The organism is Halosolutus halophilus, from assembly GCF_022869805.1.
Classification (GTDB): domain Archaea; phylum Halobacteriota; class Halobacteria; order Halobacteriales; family Natrialbaceae; genus Halosolutus; species Halosolutus halophilus.
The window spans coordinates 1,329,511-1,348,634 of sequence record NZ_CP094974.1; the positions used below are offsets into that span (position 1 = coordinate 1,329,511).

A 19,124-nucleotide genomic window follows, 5' to 3' on the forward strand; every position below is an offset into this window, starting at 1 on the left:
TACGTGACCATGGAACTGGAAGATATCAACACCGTCGCAGTTCTCGGAGCGGGGAATATGGGCCACGGCATCGCGGAAGTCGCCGCCATAGCCGGGTACGACGTGAACATGCGTGACATCAAAGACGAGTTCGTCCAGAACGGCTACGAGCAGATCGAGTGGTCGCTCGGCAAGCTGGCGGAGAACGACCAGATCACCGAGAGCGACGCCGAGGAAGCGCTCGATCGCGTGACGCCGCTCGTCGATCTCGAGGAGACGGTCGCGGACGCGGACGTCGTCATCGAAGCCGTCCCGGAAAAGATGGAGATCAAGCGGGACACGTGGACGGACGTGGAGGAATACGCCCCCGACCATGCGGTGTTCACGACGAACACGTCCTCGCTCTCCATCACGGAGCTCTCCGAGTTCACGGATCGTCCGGAGGCGTTCTGTGGGATGCACTTTTTCAACCCGCCGATCCGGATGGACCTCGTCGAGGTCATCTCCGGCGAGCACACCGAGGACGCGACGCTCGACGTCATCGAGGCGCTCGCAGAGGACTTCGGGAAGACGCCGGTGCGCGTCCGGAAGGACGTCCCCGGGTTCGTCGTGAACCGCATCCTCGTTCCCCTCATGAACGAGGCCGCGTGGCTCGTCGAAGACGACGTTGCCACCATCGAGGAGGTCGACGCGACGACGAAATTCGATATCGGGATGCCGATGGGGAGTTTCGAACTCGCGGACTACGTCGGCATCGACGTCGGCTACCACGTCCTCGACTACATGAACGAGGTCGCGGGCGAGCGCTACGAGCCGTGCCCGCTGATGGAAGTGAAAGTCGAGAACGAAGAGTTCGGCCAGAAGTCCGGCAAAGGCTTCTACGACTACGAGGACGGTGACGGCGCGGACGTCTCCATGGACGACGACCTGTTCAACGAGACCGTCAAGGAGCGCCTGCTCGCCGTGCTCGCGAACGAAGTCGCCTTCCTCGTCGGCGACGGCGTCGCGTCGCCCGAGGAGATCGACACCGCGGTCAAGCTCGGCGGGCGCTGGCCGAAGGGGCCCGCGAAGTTCGCCGACGAATACGGCGTCGCCGCGCTCTCCGAAGCGCTCCAGGACGCCTACGAGGAAACCGGCCACCCGCGGTACGAACCCTTCGACTACCTCGCCACCGCCGCGGAAGAAGGTGGGTTCTACGACGACGCTGACGAAGGGGACGGGACGCCGGATTTCGACACGATCGAGCTGACCTACCCCGGCGACAAGGTCGCACAGATCGAACTCAGCCGCCCCCAGCAGATGAACTCCATCAGCCTGGAGCTCATCGAGGAACTCGACGCCGCGATCGACGTCGTCGACGACGACGACAGCGCTCGCGCACTCCTCCTCACGGGCGCCGGTTCGAAGGCGTTCTCCGCGGGCGCGGACTTCATGAGCATCGCCGGCGGTGGCGCCGACCCCTTCGATGCGGTCGAACTCTCGAAGTACGGCCAGGAAACGTTCGGCCGCCTCGAGGAGCTCGAGATGCCGGTCGTGGCCGCCATCGACGGCTACTGCCTCGGCGGCGGCATGGAACTCGCAACGTGTGCGGACGTCCGGATCGCCAGTTCGCGATCGGAGTTCGGCCAGCCCGAGTTCAACCTCGGTCTGCTCCCCGGGTGGGGTGGCACGCAGCGCCTCCAGCGCATCGTCGGTATGGGGCGTGCGAAGGAAATCATCTTCACCGCGGAGCGCTTCCCCGCCGAGGAGATGGCGGACTTCGGGTTCGTAAACGAGGTCGTCGAACCCGACGAGTTCGAGTCGGCCGCACACGACTACGCCGCGAAGCTCGCGGGCGGCCCGCCGCTCGCGATGCGCTTCACGAAGCGCGCGATGCAAAAGGGCTGGGACAACCACGAGGCCGGACTCGAAGTCGAGTCCATGGGCTTCGGACACGTCGTCAATTCCGAGGACGTCCACGAGGGTATCAACGCATTCTTCGGCGACGACGAACCCGAGTTCGAAGGGAAGTAGGACCGCCGATCGATCGATCCGCACGGAGTCGTTTCCGTCCTGGCACCGGAACTCGGGTCGGAAACGTCGCTAACCGTCGAGTTCGAACTCGAACCGGGCCCCTCCATCCTCGCTCTCGGTCGCCGTGATCGACCAGCCGTGTCCGGTCGCGACCTCCCTGACGATCCAGAGTCCGATGCCGAGCCCCTCCGGCGACGAGGACACCGACGGATCGAAGAGTCGGTCCTGAAGGTCGTCTGGGAGCCCGCTACCATCGTCTTCGACGAAGAAGCCACGATTGTCGGTCGTCGGATCCGCAGCCGAACCGAGCGGGCCGACGCGGACGGTGACGTCGCTTCCACCGTGTTCGATGGAATTGCGAAAACAGTTCTCGAGCAACCGCAGGAACCGCGATCGATCGGCTTCGAGGACCATCGTCTCCGCGATCGAAAGCGTGGCCTCGTCCGTGGTGACGTGGTCCCACGCCTCGACGACCATCCGTTCGAGTTCGACGGGTTCGACGTCCGTCGCCCACTCCCCGTCCCGTGCGATCGCGAGGACGTCTTCGACGATCGACTCCATCCGATCGAGTCCGTCGCGAACGTGCTCTACGTGGTCGAGCGATCCTGATTCCTCCATCAGGTCGAGATACCCCTGTGAGACGCTGAGCGGGTTCCGAAGGTCGTGGCTCACGATCCGCGCGAAGGCGTCGAGGCGCTCGTTCTGTTCGCGGAGTTTCCGTTCGCTGCGTTTGCGCTCCGTGACGTCCCGGACGCCACCGACGGACCCGAGGAACGTCCCCTCCCGTTCGAGCACGGCGATCTGGACCTCACAGGGGATCGTCGATCCCGTCTTCGTCTCGAGCGGCATCTCGAGTGCAGCCGAACTCTCGTGGCCGTCGAGGAGTCGCCGAATGGTCTCCTCGCCGGCCTCGACGGCGTCCCGATCGAAGAGAAGCGAGACGTGTTCGCCGAGCAGTCCCTCGCGGCTGTAGCCGGTCATCTCGACGAGCGCGTCGTTGACCGTCATGAAGTGGCCCGTGTCGTCGAGGACGTACATCCCGTCGCCCGCCGTCTCCACGAGGCGCTCGTACCGGTGGAGCGACTGTTCCTGCTGCTCGAGTCGACCGCGAATCGCGATCGACTCGAGCACGTGTGAGGCGGTGTCGGCGACCGACGCGATCGCGTCCCGTTCGCGCTCCGAGAGCGGATCGGGCGCGTAGACGACGAACACGCCGTAAAAGTCCCCGTCCGAGGCGAGCGGTGCGACGGCGACGGCGTCGACGTCCCGTTCGACTGCGTGGTCACCGAACGGGACGGCGTCTCGCTTGCTGGCGACGACCGAGCGGACCTGCAACTCCCGGGTGTGCATCGTCCGTTCGAGGAGCGGGTAGTCACCGTCGCCGATACTGAACGTCCGTTGCATCGGCCACTCCATCGCCCTGGGATCGGTCAACCAAGGGACGATCTCCCGTTCACCCCGATCGTACTCGCCGACCCACGCGAACGTGAACCGATCGCTGTCGGTGAACTCTTCGCGAAGGACCCGTTCGACGGTCACGGGCGAGGTCACGTCGACGAGTCGTCGTCTCACGGCACCCACGAGGGTCTCGAGATCGGGCGCATCGGTGTCAGCGATCGGCCCTGCCCGAGACGTCTTACTGGCTGGGTCGCCGGAGTGGCCCCCGATCCGTTCGGTCACTGCGGCCGCCAGCCGCTCCGTCGAATCGCTCTCGTCGGCCCGCTCGACCACCTCCGCCAGTACGTCGATGGACTCGTCGGCCGCTTCGCCCCAGTGGACGAACGTCGGCGTCTCCGGCGCGGTGGACTCGACCGCGTCGACGAGTTCGGAGAGGTCGCCGATGGTCCGCGCGTCGACGACGATCGCGTCGATCGACTCCTCTTGAAGTCGGTCGACGGCCGCGGACGCGTCCTGGGCGATGACGACGTTGACCGGCGTGTCGGTGAGTGCTAACGTGATGGAGGCCCGCGTCGAGCGGTCGCTGCTCACACAGAGGACGCGCGGCCGATTCACGTGGGTTGGGTCCGGGATCGCGTGACACCTCCGTCGCTACGTCGTCGATTCGTCTACGTGCACGGATGATAGGCGAACTGATTGTTCTTTCGACCGGACCGTCCGGCTGGACCGATCGCTCCGGCGGACCGTCACAGAATCGGGACGTGAGGCCGCTCGCGATTCCGCGAACCGATCGGCCAGTCAGGATCTCGATCCGTTTACGCGGCCTGCCCGTAGACGAGGTTGCGCTGGACCTCGTTCGCCCCCTCGTAGATGACCGGGATCCGCGCGTCCCGGTAGACGCGGGCGATGCGGCGTTCGTCGAGGATCGATCGGCCGCCGTGGAACTGCATCCCCTGTTCGGAAACCTCGACGGCCGTCTCGGTCGCCTTGGTCTTGGCCATCGCCGCCCAGTAGCCCGCGTTCTCACGGTTTCGGACTTTTTCACAGGCGCGCCACGTGAGCGTCCGGGCGCTCTCGAACTCGATGAGCATATCCGCGAGGCCGTGCTGGACCGCCTGGAACTCGTTTATCGTCCGGCCGAACTCCTCGCGATCGTGGGTGAACTCCCAGGCCTCCTCGATCGCGGCCGCGGCGAGGCCGAGACCGTGTCCGGAGACGACGACGCGGCCGTGGTTGAAGAAATCCGCGAGCATCATGAACCCGGCCCCCTCGTGGCCGATCAGGTTCTCCTCGGGGATCCGACAATCGTCGAGCGTGATGTGGGCCTGCTTCGAGGCGCGCATCGCCATCTTCTCCGGGATGTGCTCGGCCTCGTAGCCGTCGGTGTCGGTCGGGACGATGAACATCGAGTGATTCCCGTACCGGTTGTCCTCGTCGTCGCCCGTCCGCGCGTAGAGCGTCACCCAGTCCGCTTCGACGCCGTTGCCGATCCAGTACTTCTCGCCGTTGAGCACGTACTCGTCACCCTCTTTCTCCGCGCGGGTCTGCATCCCCGCGAGGTCGCTGCCCGTCTCCGGTTCCGAGACGGCCAGCCCCGAGAGTTGCTCGCCCTCGGCGACCGGCCGGATGTACTCCTCGCACTGCTCGTCGGAGCCGTACTCGTAGGTGATCTCGCAGCCGAAACTCGCGAGCTGGAGCGTCAGGGCAATGCCGGCGTCCGCCCGGTAGAACTCCTCGGTGAGCGCGAGCAACTGCGGCAAGTCCAGCCCCCGTCCACCCCACTCTTCGGGGATGTCCTGTGCGACCAGATTCGCGTCCTGGCCCGCCTCGAGGATCTCGTGGGGGTACTCACCCGCCTGGAAGTACTCCTGCGCGTTGGGTTCGATGTGCTCGCGTGCGAACTCGCGGGCCTCGGCCTTGACGTCACGTGCATGCTCCGGGACGAGACTGTCGTCGAGCAACTCCATGTCACGTCACTCATTGTCGGGCGTCAAATAGTCGATGGGCAACGTTGCAAGGCCGCACCGTGCCGATCGCCGTCCGAACCGGGTCGGTCACCGGAGTTCCTGGACGAGTTCGTCCCTCGATACGTCCGCGTACTGATCGAACCGCCAGATGTCCCAGGCGAGGTCGCTAACGAGGTGAACGTAGAGGACGACCGCGGTCAGGACGGCGAGTGGAACGCTCGCGACGGCGAGTCCCGGGACGACGAGTCCGGCGATCACCAGGTGACTCAACAACCGCGAGAGGACGCCGACGTCACCCCGATCGAAGATCCGCCGCTGGTCGGCGACGACGGCGGCAGGATTGGAGAGGCAGAACCGGACGGCGTTCCAGGTCCCCGTTTTGAACCGGGCGATGAGGAAGTGATCGAGGTCGACGAGGACGCCGACGGCAGTCCCGTAGGCGACGACGAGGAGGGCCGGAAGGGGCGTTCCAGCGACGGTAATCGGTGGGAGGGCGTACACGACGAGCACGGCGACGACGAGCGAGGTTGCTGCGTGGTGTTTCGAGTAGATCGCGGCTCACCTGTCGGCGACGACGACGCCGAGTCACTAAACCGTCCCGGAGACCCCTCAGCCGGCGAACCCCGAGAGGAGCCACTCGTCGTCGTCGCCCTCCTCGTCCGCGATACTGGGGGCGCTGACGAGCACGAACGCGCTCTCCCGATCGCCGTTACGGATCTGTCGGGTGGACTCGGGCGGAAGCCACAGCGCGTCACCCGTCTCCATCGCCACGGGTTCGTCGTCGACGACGACCGTCGCCTCGCCCTCGATCAGCACGTAGACCTCCTCGTGGTCGTTGTCGGTGTGATCGTGTGGCTTGCTCTTCCAGCCGGGATCGCAGCGGGCCACCGTCACCCCGACGCGTTCGGTCTCCAGCGGGTCGCTGAGAAAGTGCATCGCGCTCGAGACCTGATCGACCTCCTCGTAGTTGACCTTCCGGTAGGACATGTCCATTCCTTCGTCGGGAGAACGGTAAAACTATACTGGTCGCTCACGGCCCGATCGACGGCGAGAACCGCATCGATCGCGGTGGCTTAGTTCCCCTGGGCGATCGGGTCGAATTCGTCGACCGGGGTGACGGAGTAATCGACGGTCAACGCGTCCCTGGTCGCCCTGATCTTCCCGACGAACGTCGAGATGTCCTCGAGTTCGCCTTCGAGCACGAACAGTTCCATGCAGTAGTGGTCGCCGACGTGGCTGTGGAAGTTCGACGCGACGAGCGTCTCGTGTTCGTGACGCAGGTGCATCATCCGTTCCTCGACGCTCGTGGTCTCGTAATCGAAGAGGACGGTGACGATCCCCATCAGATCCCGATCCTCGAGTCTCGTCTCCTCGAACTCGCCGAGCAGATTCCGCGAGGCCTCCCTGACGACCTCGCTTCGACCGGTGTATCCGTGTTCGTCGGCGAACTGATCGAGTCGCGCGAGAAGTTCGTCGGGCATCGAGACGCTGACGACTGCCATATAATAACCTATCGGTGCGATCTATTAAGGATTATCATTCCTCCGGATCGAGAGTCGGCGATCGGATCACGGTCCACGACGACCGCCACGACGTGGCGGACGACCACCCAAGTTTTGCGGATCCAGCGACATCGATACCTATGTACCTCCCACACCGGACGTGGCCCGAGCTATCCGAATACTTCGCGGACGAATCGCTCGCAGTCGTCCCGATCGGGTCGACCGAACAGCACGGCCCGCACCTCCCCGAGGGCACCGATCACCTGATCGCCGAGGCGCTCGCGCGCGAAGCGACCGATCGAACCGGCTTCTGCTGTACCCCACCGCTCCGAATCGGCGTCAGTTCGCACCACCGGCAGTTCCACGGCACGATGTGGGTCGACGCGCCGGTCTTCCGCGACTTCGTGGAGAGTTTCTCGCGGAACCTCACCTACCACGGGATCGATCGCATCGTCTACGTCAACGCCCACGGGGGAAACGTCGCACACCTCCAGGAGGTCGGCCGACGGTTACACGAGGACGAGACGGCGTACGCGATCGAGTGGATGTGGGACGAGTCGATCCCGGGCCTGATCGAGGAAGTCTTCGAGACGCCCGGTCCCCACGGCGGCCCGAAGGAGACGGCCATGATCATGCACATCGCCGAGGAACTCGTCCGGGGCGATCGACTCGGGGACGCTCGCGACGGCGGCGCGACCTTCGACTACGACGCGGCACTGGTCCACGGCGCGCGCACGTTCTACGATTCGATCGAGAACAGCCCGAACGGCGTCTTCGGGGACCAGACCGACGCGACGCCCGAGATCGGCGAACGACTGTTCGAGGCCGCGACGGACCAGTTCGTCGCGCTACTGGAGTGGCTCGACGACCGGCCGATCGCCGACCTGCTGCCCGAACGGCACGTGCCACCACGGTCTGACGACGACGGATAGGCTCGCTCCCGGCAGCTGCAGGCGCAATTCCACTAATCGGACGTTACGGAAGCTATCACTCGAATCGGATTCTTGCCGGTCGCCGTTCACTCGCGTCGACCCGATTCCGGCGATTCGGCCCTCCAGAACGGGTTCACACCCGGATTTGCGAATACAGCCGGTCCGAACCCCCGATCGACCCCTGTGTCGGACGACGAGCGGCCGACGTATCGCCGATCGGTCATGAATGAAACTCGGTAGATACCGTGGCGCGACGATCCTCGAACCGACCGGTGTCACAGCGGGACCTTTCCGGCGGAGCGCGGTGCCGGCACCAATTGTCATTTATCGCTAGCGGGCACGACGGTCGTCGTATCTCCGAGTCGACGTCTCGTCGATTGAAACGTCAGTTCCGCCATCGATCCGTCACGGTCCGTGCGTCGTACAATTCGGGATAACGGACACTTCATTAGCAGCGTCGTCTTCGGCGACGACTGATTGATTTCACGACAAATCGATAGGCACTCAATTACAAAGGCCGGCACGCGACAACGTCAGTTGCACATGCTACAGCCACATCCCGCACAAGCGCAGGTACCCGAATGGCTTCAGGATCCCGTCGCGGAACTCGTGACGTTCCTGCCACGCCTCGTCGGCGCGCTCGTGATCCTCCTCGTCGGATGGATCATCGGCCGCGTCGCCGCGGGCGTCGTCCGACGCCTCGCCGACGGTATCGAACTCGATCGGATGGTCCTCGAGACGCCGCTGGGCCGCATACTCGGCGGCACCGAACAGGCCGTCTCCAGCGCGTTCGGATCGCTCGCGAAGTGGTTCGTCTACGCGCTCGCGTTCCTGGCGGCAGCGAACGCCCTCGCGATCGCGACGCTGTCTGAGTGGATCTCGACGGCCGTCTCGTACCTACCGTCGTTCATCGCCGGCCTGCTCGTCATCGTCCTCGGCTTCGTCGTCGCCGACTTCATCGGTGACGTCATCGAGCGAACGCAGGCGGCGACGGAATCCGCCTACGCCGGCTGGTTCGCCAACGGCGCCCGGATGTTCCTTTACTTCACGGCGATCGTCATCGGTCTCGACACGATGGGAATCGACGTCGGTATCCTCTACGTCTTCGCACGAGCGCTCGCGTGGGGACTCGCCGCGGCCGTCGCCATCGGCGCCGGCGTCGCGTTCGGCTGGGGTGGCAAGGACTACGTCGCCGACAACATCGACAACTGGATGGGGCGCACGTCGAACATGACTCCGGAAGAAGGGTCTACCGGCGGCCGATCGAACGCGGACGAGCGGTCCCGCAGCAGCCAGACGCGCAGCACCGACCGCGAACCCGGCTCCGAACCCGGCCCCGGTCCGAGCGACGACGACTGATCCGCGCAGTACGAGTTACTCCGCGGCCGACCGAACCCGCGGCGCTTTTTCGGACGACTCGTCGGGAAAGAGCGGCTTGACCGGGACGACCACGAACGACTTGACGAGGCGATCGCCGCCCGGCCGCCACTTCTCGAGTCGCGCTACCGTGCGGGTCCCGGCGTAACAGTCCTCGATCCGCTCTACGACGCGTTCGAAGGCGTCCCTGTCGAACTGGTCGGCCGAGACGCGATCGCTGACGACCGCGATCCCGTTCGTTCGTGCGTACACGTCGAGGCGCCCCTCGAAAACGTACTCCAGGTCCTCTACGCAGTCGTGGACGTCGCCGAACCCCGATCGATCGCCGTCGGTCGGCAGGGAGACGTACGCCTGATACAGTTCGGGTCGTTCCGTGACGTGTCGCTTCCAGCGTCGCTTCGCGGCCGCCAGCCAGCCCCGACCCGGAACCCGGGAGGCGACGTCTCCTCTCGACGGGGCCGCTCGGCGGAGACCCAACAGCGTCCGTCTCGCGTTCTCCTGGATCGCGTTCCACATTCGTGTTCATGTCCGTCTCGTCGGCACCGGTAATACGTCCTTTGTTGTCGACCGACCGTGAGCGACAATCCCCGATAACGCGGTTCGGCGCGGACAGTTCGCGAGAGTTTTGTACAACCAGTCGCTACCGGTCAGCAGGCATGACCCGCCCGTTTTCGCCACCCTGGTCGCCGCTGCTCGTCGGTTCCGTCGCCGCCGTGGCCCTCGGCGTCGCGATTAATGCCGGATTGGATTCGCCGTATCGTCTGGCCCCGGCGCTGCTGCTGACCGCCCTCGGCATCGCTGGCGTAACGAACGCTGCCCGCGACTACACTCCCGATCGACTCCGTCTCGCGACGAAACGCTGGTGGGTCCTCGCGTTCGTCGCCTTCCTTCCGTACGGGCTGGTGGCGGCTCCCGAGAGCGAATCGGCCGCGGCCGTCGGCGACGCGGTCGCCGGGCCGCTCGCGACGCTCGCACTCGAGTCGATCGCCGGTGCCGTGATCTGCTGTGCCGTGGCGATAACGGTCCTCTACGGCTTCGCCACGTACGGGATCCATCCGGGGCGTCCCTCCCCTGAGGAACGCGTCCTCGACGACTGATGGAGAGGAAACGGCCCAACAGGTATTTGTACGATCACCCACTCTTCCCAGCAAAACGGTGCCTGACGTGATTCCAGCAGCCCATCGTTCGGATCGGTTCCTGCTCGCCGTTTCGTTCGCCTGTTTCGCCGTTGCCGGCGTCTCGACCGGTCCGGTCGACGCACTCGTGCCGACGCTCGGCGCGACCGCACTCGCCATCGCCGGCGTCTACTCGCTCGCCAGGTACGCCGACGTGGTCTCCCGACGGACGCTCGCGCTGTCTGCGCTCGGCTACTGGCTCGCCTTCCTCGCGATCGCCGGCCTCCACGGCATCGGTCTCGAAACCCTCGGCGCGGTCGTCTACGGGCCGTCCGACGCGATCGTCCTCGCCATCGCTGCAGTCACGTGGGCGACGTTGCTGTCGGCCTGCGGGACGACGGCGTTTCTCGGCTTCCGGGAGTACGGCTCCCGTGCGGGCACCGACGTGCCGGAAGAACAGATTCTCGACGGGGAGACGCCCTCTGACTACTGATTCCTGACCGCCGACGGTTGCTGCTCACTGGATCCGATAACTCACTGCGATCCCCTCGCCGAGCGGTACCACGATCGTCTCGAAGGCCGGATCACCGGTCGCGCGCTCGAGATAGTCCGCGATGCCCCGCGTGTGTTCGTTCACGTCGTCTGGCTCCTCACCCTCGGCCAGTTCCAGCAGTCTCTCGAACTCGATCGGGCCGGCCGTGATCGCGTTGTCCGCGACGACCACGCCCCCGACCGGCACTTTCGACCGGACCACCTCGAAGGCGTCCGCGTAGCGGTGTTTCTGGTGGTCGATCAGGACGACTTCGAAGGGACCGTCGTAGCGGTCGATCGTCTCCATCGCGTCGCCGAGTTCGTACCGGGCGCGATCGTGGTATCCGCCCCGACGCATGTACTCGCGGGCGAGGTCGAGTTCGTCCTCGTCGACCTCCGTGAGGACGATCTCGCCGTCGTCGGGGAGCGCGTCGGCGAACCAGTACGCCGAGTAGCCGTAGCCGGAGCCGAACTCGAAAATCCGGTCCGCGTCGGCCAGTCGAGCGACGAACCGGAGGAACGCGCCGACCTCGGGGCCGACGTGGGGGAACCCCTCCCGTTCGGCGTACTCGTCCATCTCGCGGAGCGTCTCGTCGGACTCCGGACCGACTGCGCGAACGAACCGGGTGATCGCTGGCGAGAGAACTTCGACCATACGGAACCGTCGGCTGGGGGCTACATAGAGTTCCGGGAGGCCGACGTATTTGGGCCCTGCTCTGAAACCGCGAGACATGGACGACGATCTCCTCGACGAGACGATCGAGCGGGTCGCCGATCGGTACGGGATCACGATCGCCGACGGCGACCGGCAGGCACACCGCGAGACTATCCGGACCCTCGCCGCGACTGCGGAGGCGTTCGAAGTGGAACCGCCCGCCAGTGACGAACCTGACGACGTCCGGACGGGGGACGATCGATACAACGCCTTCCGGAAGCGGTTCGACCTCCCGCCGACCGCGCCGGACGGCCCGCTCGCCGGACTCGCCGTCGCGGTCAAGGAGAACACGGTCGTCGCCGGCGTCGAGACCACGTGTGGATCGCCCGGCTTCTCGTACGCGCCGCCGTACAGCGCGACGGTCGTCGAACGGCTTCGCGGAGCGGGGGCGTCGATCGTCGGGACGACGAACATGGACGAATTCGCCTACTTCACGACGGGCGAGACCTGCGCCCACGGGCGGATCGAGAACCCCGCCGCCGACGGCTGCGTGCCGGGTGGCTCCTCGAGCGGCAGCGGCGCGGCGGTCGCGGGCGGGCTGGTCGACGCCGCGCTCGGAACCGACACCGCCGGGTCGATCCGGATCCCCGCCTCGTTCTGTGGCGTCGTCGGCGTCAAACCGACCCACCGACTCGTCTCCCGGTTCGGCGTCGTCGACCTGTCGCCGTCGCTCGATCACGTCGGGCCGCTCGCGACCGACGTCGAGACCGCGGCGAACGTGATGGACGCGATCGCGGGGCCGGACATCGCGGATCCGTCGACCCACGCGACGCCGGCCGGCCACACCCGGTCGTCGTTCCCGGCGGCGCTCGACGCGGGCGTCGACGACCTGACGCTCGGCGTCGTCGAGGAGTCGATGGCACTGGCGACCGACGACGTTCGCCGTGCGGTCGAGGTCACTCTCGACGACCTGTCGTCGGCCGGCGCGACGATCGATCGGGTCTCGATCGACGGCTACGATCTCGTCGGCGCGGCGGCGGGTACGCTCATCGGAGCCGAGTTCGCCGCGTTCGTCGGCGGCGACGGCGTCCAGTACGGGCTCGGAACGGGGACGACGAAGCCCCTCCGCGAGGCGCTCGCCGACGCGACCGACGACTGCGAGTTCGGCGAGAACGTCTGCGAACAACTGCTCTACAACGGCACGCTCAACGAGGCGCTCGCGGGCCGCCACTACGTCGCAGCCGCGGATTTCCGGCGACGGTTCACGGCGACGGTTCGCGAGCAGTTCCTGGACGTCGACGCGTTGCTCACCCCGACGACGCCCACGACGGCACCCGAATTCGGCGCGGTGCAGGGAATGGACGGATTGCTGCGAACGATGGCGAACACCGCGCCGTTCAACCTGACCGGATCGCCGGCCGTCTCCGTGCCGCGTACGGTGGTCGACGGCGACGCGGACGCCGAGGGCGGGAAGCCGGTCGGAATCCAGATCGTCGCGGACTGGCACGACGAATCGACGGCGCTGCGTGTGGCGCGTGCGGTCGAATCGACGGACTAGCCGATCGCCCGCGACGGTACCCTTTTTGCCGTTCCGGATCGTCATTTCACCCGATATGTCCGCCGAGAATCCGCTTGCCGACATCGTCGACAACCTGGTGTACGAACCGGTACAGCTCCACGAACGGGGGATCGACCTGACGGTCAGCGCGATCTACGAGGTCGTCGAACCCGGTCGGATCGACTTCGGCGGCGACGAACTCGAGGACGCCGACCTCGAACCGGTCCCGACCGAACTCCGGGATCCCGACGACGACTACGGCTGGTGGACCCTCGAGGGGGGCCAGTACGTCCTCCAGCACAACGAGTTCCTCACCGACCCCGATCGGCCGTTGCTCCTCCAGCCGCGGAACGAACTCCTCGCGCGGGGTGGCACCCACCCCACCGTCCAGGTCGCGTCGCATCTCCCCCTGATCCCGCTGACCGTCCCCGGCGGTGGACTCGACCTCAAGGAGAACGCGCGCGTCTCGACGCTCGTCCCGTTCGGGACCGGGAGCGACTGAGCGATCGGAGGTCTCGGGACGCTGCCCGAGTCGGCGGCTGCGTGTCGCCCCGTGCTGGCCGACGGCCCGCGGCCCTACCGGCCTTCGAACTCCGGATCGCGGTCCTCGAAGAATGCGGTGACGCCCTCCTCGTGATCGTCGGTCCCGAAGACGATCCCCTGTGCGGTCGCCTCGTCGATCAGGGCCTGCTCGATGGACTTGTCGAGACCCTCACGAATCAGGCGGTTCGTCTGCCGCAGTGCCACCGGCGGGCCGGAGACGATCGTTTCGACGAACTCGTCGACCCGCTCGTCGAACTCGTCGTCGCCGTAGACGTGGTTGACGAGGCCGAGTTCCTCGGCCCGGTCCGCGCCGACGATGTCGCCCGTCAGGACCAGTTCCTGGGCGACGTTCTCGCCGACGACCCGCGGGAGGAGGTAGGACGTGCCGGCGTCGACGCTCAAACCGACCTGCCGGAAGACGAACCCGAACGCGGCGTCCTCGGTCGCGAACTGGACGTCGCAGGCCAGCGCGAGGTTCGCACCCGCGCCGACCGCCGGGCCGTCGACGAGCGCGATCGTCGGCAGCGGGAACGTGACGAGTCGCGCCATCGTCTCGTTGGTCGTCCGTTCGAGGTGACGGACCCGTTCGTCGATCGGCACGTCCCCCTGGATGCCCTCGATCATCGCCTCGACGTCGCCGCCGGCGGAGAACGAACCGCCGGAGCCCTCGACGACGACGCAGCGAGCGTCGCTCTCTTCGATCTCGTCGAGTGCCTCTACGATGCCCGCGCCGATCGCCGCCGAGAGCGCGTTCCGGCGATCGGGCTGGTCGAGCGTGATCGTCGCGACCCCGTCGTCCTCGATCTCGAGTTGCACCGCGTCACCGAGTGCCATCATTCGGCCTCCGCGCGCGATTCTTCGCGGTCGCGGAGTTTGAACTTCTGGACCTTGCCGGTCGTCGTCCGCGGGAGTTCCTCGACGAACTCGACCTCGCGCGGGTGCTTGTACTCCGCGAGGTTGGTCAGGCAGTACTCCTTGATGTCCTCGGACGTGACGTCAGCGTCGGGGGTCGGTACCACGAACGCCTTGACGGTCTCGCCGCGGCGCTCGTCGGGAATCCCGACCACGGCGGCGTCGGCGACGGCTTCGTGCTCGAAGAGGAGTTCCTCGACCTCCCGCGGGTAGACGTTGTAGCCGCCGGTGACGATCATGTGCTTCTCGCGATCGACGACGTAGAAGAAGCCGTCCTCGTCGTGATAGCCCAGATCGCCCGTGTGGAACCATCGCGTGTCGTCTTCCTCGGTGAACGCCTCCTCGTTGGCCTCGGGCAGGCCGTAGTAGCCTTTCATCACGTTCGGCCCGGAGACGACGAGTTCGCCGGTGATCTCGCCGAGATTTGCGTCGTCTTCGTCGATCGGTCCCTCCTCGACGGGTGCGACCTCCTCGAAGTTCTCGTCGACGACTTTCGAGTCGACGCCGGGGACGGTCTTGCCGATGCTCCCCACGCGACGCCCCTCGATCGGGCTGTTGAAGTGGGTGATCGGGCTCGTCTCGGTCAGGCCGTACCCCTCGTAGATCGTCGGCTCGTAGAGTTCCTCGAACCGGCGCAGGACTTCGACGGGAATGCCGGAGCCGCCGACGCCACAGAGACGCAGCGAGGAGAGGTCGAACGCCTCGGCGTCGGGCTGGTTGATGATGTCGTTGTACATCGCCGGGACGCCGTGCATCAGCGTCAACTCCTCGTCTTCGACGATCGAGACGGCTTCCTGGGCGTCCCACTCGGGGACCGCGTAGTACGTGCCGCCGTTGAACAGCGTCGAATTCATCACGACGGTCATCCCGTAGATGTGAAAGAGCGGCAGGACCCCGAGCTGTTTGTCGTCCGGGCGGATTCCGTCGGGGATAAGCTGATCCGCCATCGCCGCGTTCGAGGCGAGGTTCTCGTGGGTCAACTGGACGCCCTTCGGCTGCCCGGTCGTCCCGCTGGTGTAGGGCTGGACCGCGACGTCGTCGTCGTCACGATCGGCGATCTCGGGTGCGCCGCGGGCGAGGAACTCCTCGAACGGCGTCGCGCCCTCGGCGTCGCCGCCCACGCTGACGACGTGTTCGACCGACGTGTCGTCCTGTACCTCCTTTACGAAGGGGACCAGGTCCGCGAGCGCGACGACCACCCTGGCCTCGCTGTCACCGAGCAGGTGACCGATCTCGCGGGCCTTGTACTGCGGGTTCATCGGGACGACGACCCCGCCCGCTCGCAGCGTCCCGTGGAACGCGATCACGAACGGCGGGACGTTCGGCAGGTAGATCGCGACGCGGTCGTCCGGACCGAGGCCGCGTTCCTCGAGTGCGGCGGCGAACGCGCCCGTCTGCGCCCAGAACTCCTCGTAGGTGGTTTCGTCCCCCTGGAAGCCGATCGCCGGGTTGTCGCCGTGCTCTTCGACGGCTGCCGCGACGTTAGTGACAAGATTTGGCATGCCTCGTGGGCCACGTTGCCGTGTACCGTAAAAAAGATTTACATTGTTCGATATCACACCCGGAAATCCTTACCGAAGGTAACGCCGCTGCGGAATCGACGAAACGACCACTCTCGTCCGGAGGCGCGAGCCACGACCGAAGTCACGCAGCGCCGACCACGAACGGAGTCGAGCATATTTACGGGCGTACTTCTAACCGTCCTGTACACGATGTATACCGACGTGCTCATCCCAACGGATGGCAGCGACGGGACACGCCGGGCGATCACCCACGGGCTGACGATCGCCGATCGGTTCGACGCGACGGTGCACGCGCTGTCGGTCGTACCGGAGGGGCCACTCGGGTCCCTCGAGAGCGACGGGGCGAGGCGAGCGGCACAGCGAGCCGTCGCTCGCGTCGAGGCCGACGCCCGGGACGGCGGACTTCCCGTGACGACGGCGGTCCGCCGGGGGGTGCCACACGAGGAGATTCTCGACTACGCGGACGAGGAGGGCGTCGACCTGATCGTCATGGGGACGCAGGGACGGACCGGCCTCGATCGAGTCCTCGTCGGCAGCGTCACCGAACGGCTCGTCCGGATGGCCGACGTGCCGGTCGTCACCGTCAGACTGACCGACGAAATCAGCATCGAGGACGTGGACGAGGCGATCCGCCTCGCTCGCGAACGGGCCGAATCGGCCGGTTACCCGGACGTCTCGATCGTCGGGGAGCCACACCGAACCAGCGGGTCGTGGATCGTCAACCTCGAGACCGCGTCCGGGCCGGTCCAGGTCGCCGTCGACGCCGTCAGCGGCGAGGCGCGGATCGCCGAACGGGGCGAGGGCGACTGAGCCCTGGCCGGCGCGTCGCCGGTCGAATCCGGGAGTACGAAAACGCGACCGATCCCGGACCGCGTGGCTCGCCGGGTCAGCCGTCCGATCGGTCGCAGGCACAGACTCGTGGGTTCTCGGTCTCACAGGTTCGCCGGAGCGTTTCGATGACGACTGGTGTCAGGTGGATGGTGAGCGATCGGGCCAGTTCCGCGACGATCGCTCGCTGTTCGTCGGTGAGTTCGTCGCCAGCAGCCGATTCCAGGCGCTCGATCGCGCGGGCGCGTTGCTGGCGCTCCACCTCGCAGGCTCTCTGGATGCACTGCGCGGACAGTGCGACGCGGTCGCGATCGTTCGTGGTGGAACCAGCCGCCATCGCCCGCGGGTTGGGCGGATAGCGTCCAAAAGCTACTCCCGAACGTCTTCGCCCGTTCTCGGCCACCCGCGAATCGACCGCGACGGGTCGATCGTCGCTCGCCGACGCGATTGGGGTACATGTTCGGCAGGAGGTACTGGGCGGTCCCGTCCGTTCGTCCGAATATGAACCCGTTCTCACGCGCACCGGATTCCTCCGACTCGGCAGCCGATCGGGGATTCGACGACTGGGATGCCTTCGTTCCCGAAAACGTCCCCGACCCCGGTCCGTTCCTGGCGGACCACGACGTCCTCGCGGGATCGAGACACGCCTCCTTCCACGCCCTCACGCGGGAGTGCTTCGAGGATCGCGGCGTCTATGACGCGACCTTCGGCTACAACCTCGCGAAACTCAACCTCGATCGACGCCATCCCGAGGCCGGGTTCCGGTACGCCGAAGACGCGGACGACCCGGCCGTGTTGCGGGCGGAGTTCACGCCGACGACCGAGTTCTGCCCGCAGGCCGACGCGCTCGTCAAAGGCGCGTTCCGGGCCTGGAACGGTCTCCGCGATCGCCACGAGTACGATCTGGTTCGGGTTCGCGTCCACCCCTCACACCACCAGGCCGCGGGCCTCAACGAGGCGCTGGAGCGCCTCGAAGCCGAGTTTCGCGAGACCGGCGTCGTCCCCGGCGCGTCGGACGGGACCGGTTTCGAATCGGACGACGGGAACGTAACCTCTCCGTTCTAGGCTCGCATGGGGACGAGCAGTTCGGCGACGACCGCCCGTTGGTCCCGTGCGTTCGTCGCGAGCGGGGTCGCCTTCTTCGTCACCTGGCAGGTCGCCGTGCTCGCCGGGGTCCCCCGATCGGCGACGGTCGCGCTCGGCCTCTACGGGTTCGTCTTTCACGTCGTCTTCGGGAAGGGGTACCAGCTGATTCCCTCGTACTTCGGGCGAACCCTCGCGATTCCTCGGGCGCCGGCGATCCACCTCCCGCTGGCGATAGTCGGAACGATCGGCGCGTTCGCGGCCGGAGCCGGGATCGGTCCTCGATCCGTCGCGGGTATCGGCGCGACGGGCTGGTTCGTCGGCTGTCTCGTCTTCGTCGGGACGCTGGTCTGGACCGTCCGGGACAACCTGACGGGCGGGGAGACCGCGACCGGGGCGACCGACGTCCACCGCCAGCGGATCGATCGATTCGCGAACGCGGTCGTTCCGGTCGTGCTCGCGTACCTGCTGGTCGGCTCGGGACTCCCGCTGGCGGCCGAACTCGGGATCAACCCGGCGGCGTTGCCCCCTACTGGACCGCCGACGACCCACCTGCTCGCGGCCGGAACGGCGGCCCTGCTCGTGTTCGCGATCGGGATCAGGCTGTTGCCGCGGTTGCTCGTGGCCGATCCCCCGCCGGCGCTCGTCGCGGTCGTGCTCCCCGCCGGTGCACTCGCTCCGGCGTTGCTCGCGATCGACTTTCGCGGCGGGACGCTGTTTCGCGCCGGTGCCGGACTCGAAGCGATCGCACTGGTCGGCTTCGCCGTCGCGTACGCCGATCTCTACCGACAGAGCGATCGCAATCGCGTCGGGTCTCGGGCGATCCTCGCCGCCGTCGGCTGTGGCGCGCTCGTCGCCCTGCTGGGGCTGGTCTTCGCGTTCGCACCCGCCTCGAGCGTCCCGGCAACCGCGTTCGACGGCCACTATCGGCTCGCAGTCGGCGGGTTCGTCGGGCTGACGATCGTCGGCGTTACCTATCACTTCTACCCGCCAGCGATCGCCTCGGCCCCCGGCATCGACGATCGGACCGCGAGGGCGTCCGTCTCGGCGCTCGTCGCCGGACTGGCGCTCGAAATCGCCGGACTGCTCGCAGCGAATCCGCCGCTGGTCGGAGCCGGACGCTGGCTCTCGGTGCTCGGCGCGATCCTGTACGCCGCCGTCCTCGGGACGGTCTTTCACGAGCGACCGGGATGAACCGGCCGAAGAAA

Annotated in this window: 20 protein-coding genes; 10 read left to right on the forward strand and 10 right to left on the reverse strand. The window is 66.6% G+C overall.

Going from position 1 to position 19,124, the window contains the following annotated elements:
• Window positions 1-9 precede the first annotated feature (9 nt).
• Complete coding sequence (locus tag MUG98_RS06445; protein WP_265111318.1) at window positions 10-1,992, forward strand: 3-hydroxyacyl-CoA dehydrogenase/enoyl-CoA hydratase family protein; 1,983 nt, start codon at window positions 10-12, stop codon at window positions 1,990-1,992.
• A gap of 69 nt (window positions 1,993-2,061) precedes the next feature.
• Here MUG98_RS06445 and MUG98_RS06450 read toward each other — a convergent pair whose 3' ends face one another.
• The 5 genes from MUG98_RS06450 to MUG98_RS06470 all read right to left on the reverse strand — a co-directional run bounded on the left by MUG98_RS06450 (window position 2,062) and on the right by MUG98_RS06470 (window position 6,859).
• Complete coding sequence (locus MUG98_RS06450; protein ID WP_265111319.1) at window positions 2,062-4,005, reverse strand: hybrid sensor histidine kinase/response regulator; 1,944 nt, start codon at window positions 4,003-4,005, stop codon at window positions 2,062-2,064.
• 200 nt (window positions 4,006-4,205) lie between these two features.
• On the reverse strand, window positions 4,206-5,357 hold the full coding sequence (locus MUG98_RS06455) for an acyl-CoA dehydrogenase family protein (RefSeq protein WP_265111320.1): 1,152 nt from the start codon (window positions 5,355-5,357) through the stop codon (window positions 4,206-4,208).
• A gap of 87 nt (window positions 5,358-5,444) precedes the next feature.
• Window positions 5,445-5,858 (reverse strand): hypothetical protein, encoded by a 414-nt coding sequence (locus MUG98_RS06460; RefSeq protein ID WP_265112423.1) that lies wholly within the window; start codon window positions 5,856-5,858, stop codon window positions 5,445-5,447.
• Window positions 5,859-5,966: 108 nt separating this feature from the next.
• Complete coding sequence (locus MUG98_RS06465; RefSeq protein WP_265111321.1) at window positions 5,967-6,344, reverse strand: cupin domain-containing protein; 378 nt, start codon at window positions 6,342-6,344, stop codon at window positions 5,967-5,969.
• A gap of 86 nt (window positions 6,345-6,430) precedes the next feature.
• Window positions 6,431-6,859 carry a CopG family ribbon-helix-helix protein gene (locus MUG98_RS06470; protein ID WP_265111322.1) on the reverse strand — a complete coding sequence of 143 codons (429 nt, stop codon included), beginning with the start codon at window positions 6,857-6,859 and terminating at the stop codon, window positions 6,431-6,433.
• A 140-nt stretch (window positions 6,860-6,999) separates the two neighbouring features.
• On the opposite strand from MUG98_RS06470, the gene MUG98_RS06475 reads away from it, so the two are divergent.
• Complete coding sequence (locus tag MUG98_RS06475; protein ID WP_265111323.1) at window positions 7,000-7,791, forward strand: creatininase family protein; 792 nt, start codon at window positions 7,000-7,002, stop codon at window positions 7,789-7,791.
• 543 nt (window positions 7,792-8,334) lie between these two features.
• Entirely contained in the window at window positions 8,335-9,150 is an 816-nt protein-coding gene (locus MUG98_RS06480) for a mechanosensitive ion channel family protein (RefSeq protein ID WP_265111324.1), read from the forward strand.
• A gap of 15 nt (window positions 9,151-9,165) precedes the next feature.
• Here MUG98_RS06480 and MUG98_RS06485 read toward each other — a convergent pair whose 3' ends face one another.
• Window positions 9,166-9,684, reverse strand: coding sequence for a hypothetical protein (locus tag MUG98_RS06485; RefSeq protein WP_265111325.1), 519 nt, complete (start codon window positions 9,682-9,684; stop codon window positions 9,166-9,168).
• A gap of 140 nt (window positions 9,685-9,824) precedes the next feature.
• On the opposite strand from MUG98_RS06485, the gene MUG98_RS06490 reads away from it, so the two are divergent.
• Both MUG98_RS06490 and MUG98_RS06495 read left to right on the forward strand, forming a co-directional pair.
• On the forward strand, window positions 9,825-10,265 hold the full coding sequence (locus tag MUG98_RS06490; protein ID WP_265111326.1) for a DUF1467 domain-containing protein: 441 nt from the start codon (window positions 9,825-9,827) through the stop codon (window positions 10,263-10,265).
• A 58-nt stretch (window positions 10,266-10,323) separates the two neighbouring features.
• On the forward strand, window positions 10,324-10,776 hold the full coding sequence (locus MUG98_RS06495) for a hypothetical protein (protein ID WP_265111327.1): 453 nt from the start codon (window positions 10,324-10,326) through the stop codon (window positions 10,774-10,776).
• A 24-nt stretch (window positions 10,777-10,800) separates the two neighbouring features.
• On the opposite strand, the gene MUG98_RS06500 is transcribed toward MUG98_RS06495, so the two are convergent.
• Complete coding sequence (locus MUG98_RS06500) at window positions 10,801-11,469, reverse strand: O-methyltransferase (protein ID WP_265111328.1); 669 nt, start codon at window positions 11,467-11,469, stop codon at window positions 10,801-10,803.
• A gap of 76 nt (window positions 11,470-11,545) precedes the next feature.
• On the opposite strand from MUG98_RS06500, the gene MUG98_RS06505 reads away from it, so the two are divergent.
• Window positions 11,546-13,027, forward strand: a complete 1,482-nt coding sequence (locus MUG98_RS06505) for an amidase (protein WP_265111329.1) — start codon at window positions 11,546-11,548, stop codon at window positions 13,025-13,027.
• Window positions 13,028-13,082: 55 nt separating this feature from the next.
• Entirely contained in the window at window positions 13,083-13,529 is a 447-nt protein-coding gene (locus MUG98_RS06510) for a dCTP deaminase/dUTPase family protein (protein WP_265111330.1), read from the forward strand.
• A 74-nt stretch (window positions 13,530-13,603) separates the two neighbouring features.
• Here the strand turns inward: MUG98_RS06510 and MUG98_RS06515 are convergent, their stop codons facing one another.
• Entirely contained in the window at window positions 13,604-14,404 is an 801-nt protein-coding gene (locus tag MUG98_RS06515; RefSeq protein WP_265111331.1) for an enoyl-CoA hydratase-related protein, read from the reverse strand.
• A complete protein-coding gene (locus tag MUG98_RS06520) occupies window positions 14,404-15,984 on the reverse strand; it encodes a long-chain-fatty-acid--CoA ligase (protein WP_265111332.1) in 1,581 nt (526 codons plus the stop codon). Before MUG98_RS06520 ends, MUG98_RS06515 begins: the two co-directional genes overlap by 1 nt.
• A 210-nt stretch (window positions 15,985-16,194) precedes the next feature.
• On the opposite strand from MUG98_RS06520, the gene MUG98_RS06525 reads away from it, so the two are divergent.
• Complete coding sequence (locus tag MUG98_RS06525; RefSeq protein WP_265111333.1) at window positions 16,195-16,815, forward strand: universal stress protein; 621 nt, start codon at window positions 16,195-16,197, stop codon at window positions 16,813-16,815.
• A 76-nt stretch (window positions 16,816-16,891) separates the two neighbouring features.
• Here MUG98_RS06525 and MUG98_RS06530 read toward each other — a convergent pair whose 3' ends face one another.
• Complete coding sequence (locus MUG98_RS06530; RefSeq protein ID WP_265111334.1) at window positions 16,892-17,170, reverse strand: hypothetical protein; 279 nt, start codon at window positions 17,168-17,170, stop codon at window positions 16,892-16,894.
• Window positions 17,171-17,289: 119 nt separating this feature from the next.
• Here MUG98_RS06530 and MUG98_RS06535 point away from each other — a divergent pair, with 119 nt between their 5' ends.
• Both MUG98_RS06535 and MUG98_RS06540 read left to right on the forward strand, forming a co-directional pair.
• The gene (locus tag MUG98_RS06535) at window positions 17,290-17,898 is read left to right on the forward strand and encodes a DUF7998 family protein (RefSeq protein WP_265111335.1); all 609 of its coding nucleotides are present in this window, start codon (window positions 17,290-17,292) and stop codon (window positions 17,896-17,898) included.
• Between the two features lie 6 nt (window positions 17,899-17,904).
• Window positions 17,905-19,110: a hypothetical protein gene (locus MUG98_RS06540; RefSeq protein ID WP_265111336.1), complete on the forward strand. Its 1,206-nt coding sequence runs from the start codon at window positions 17,905-17,907 to the stop codon at window positions 19,108-19,110.
• The last annotated feature ends 14 nt before the right edge of the window (window positions 19,111-19,124 follow it).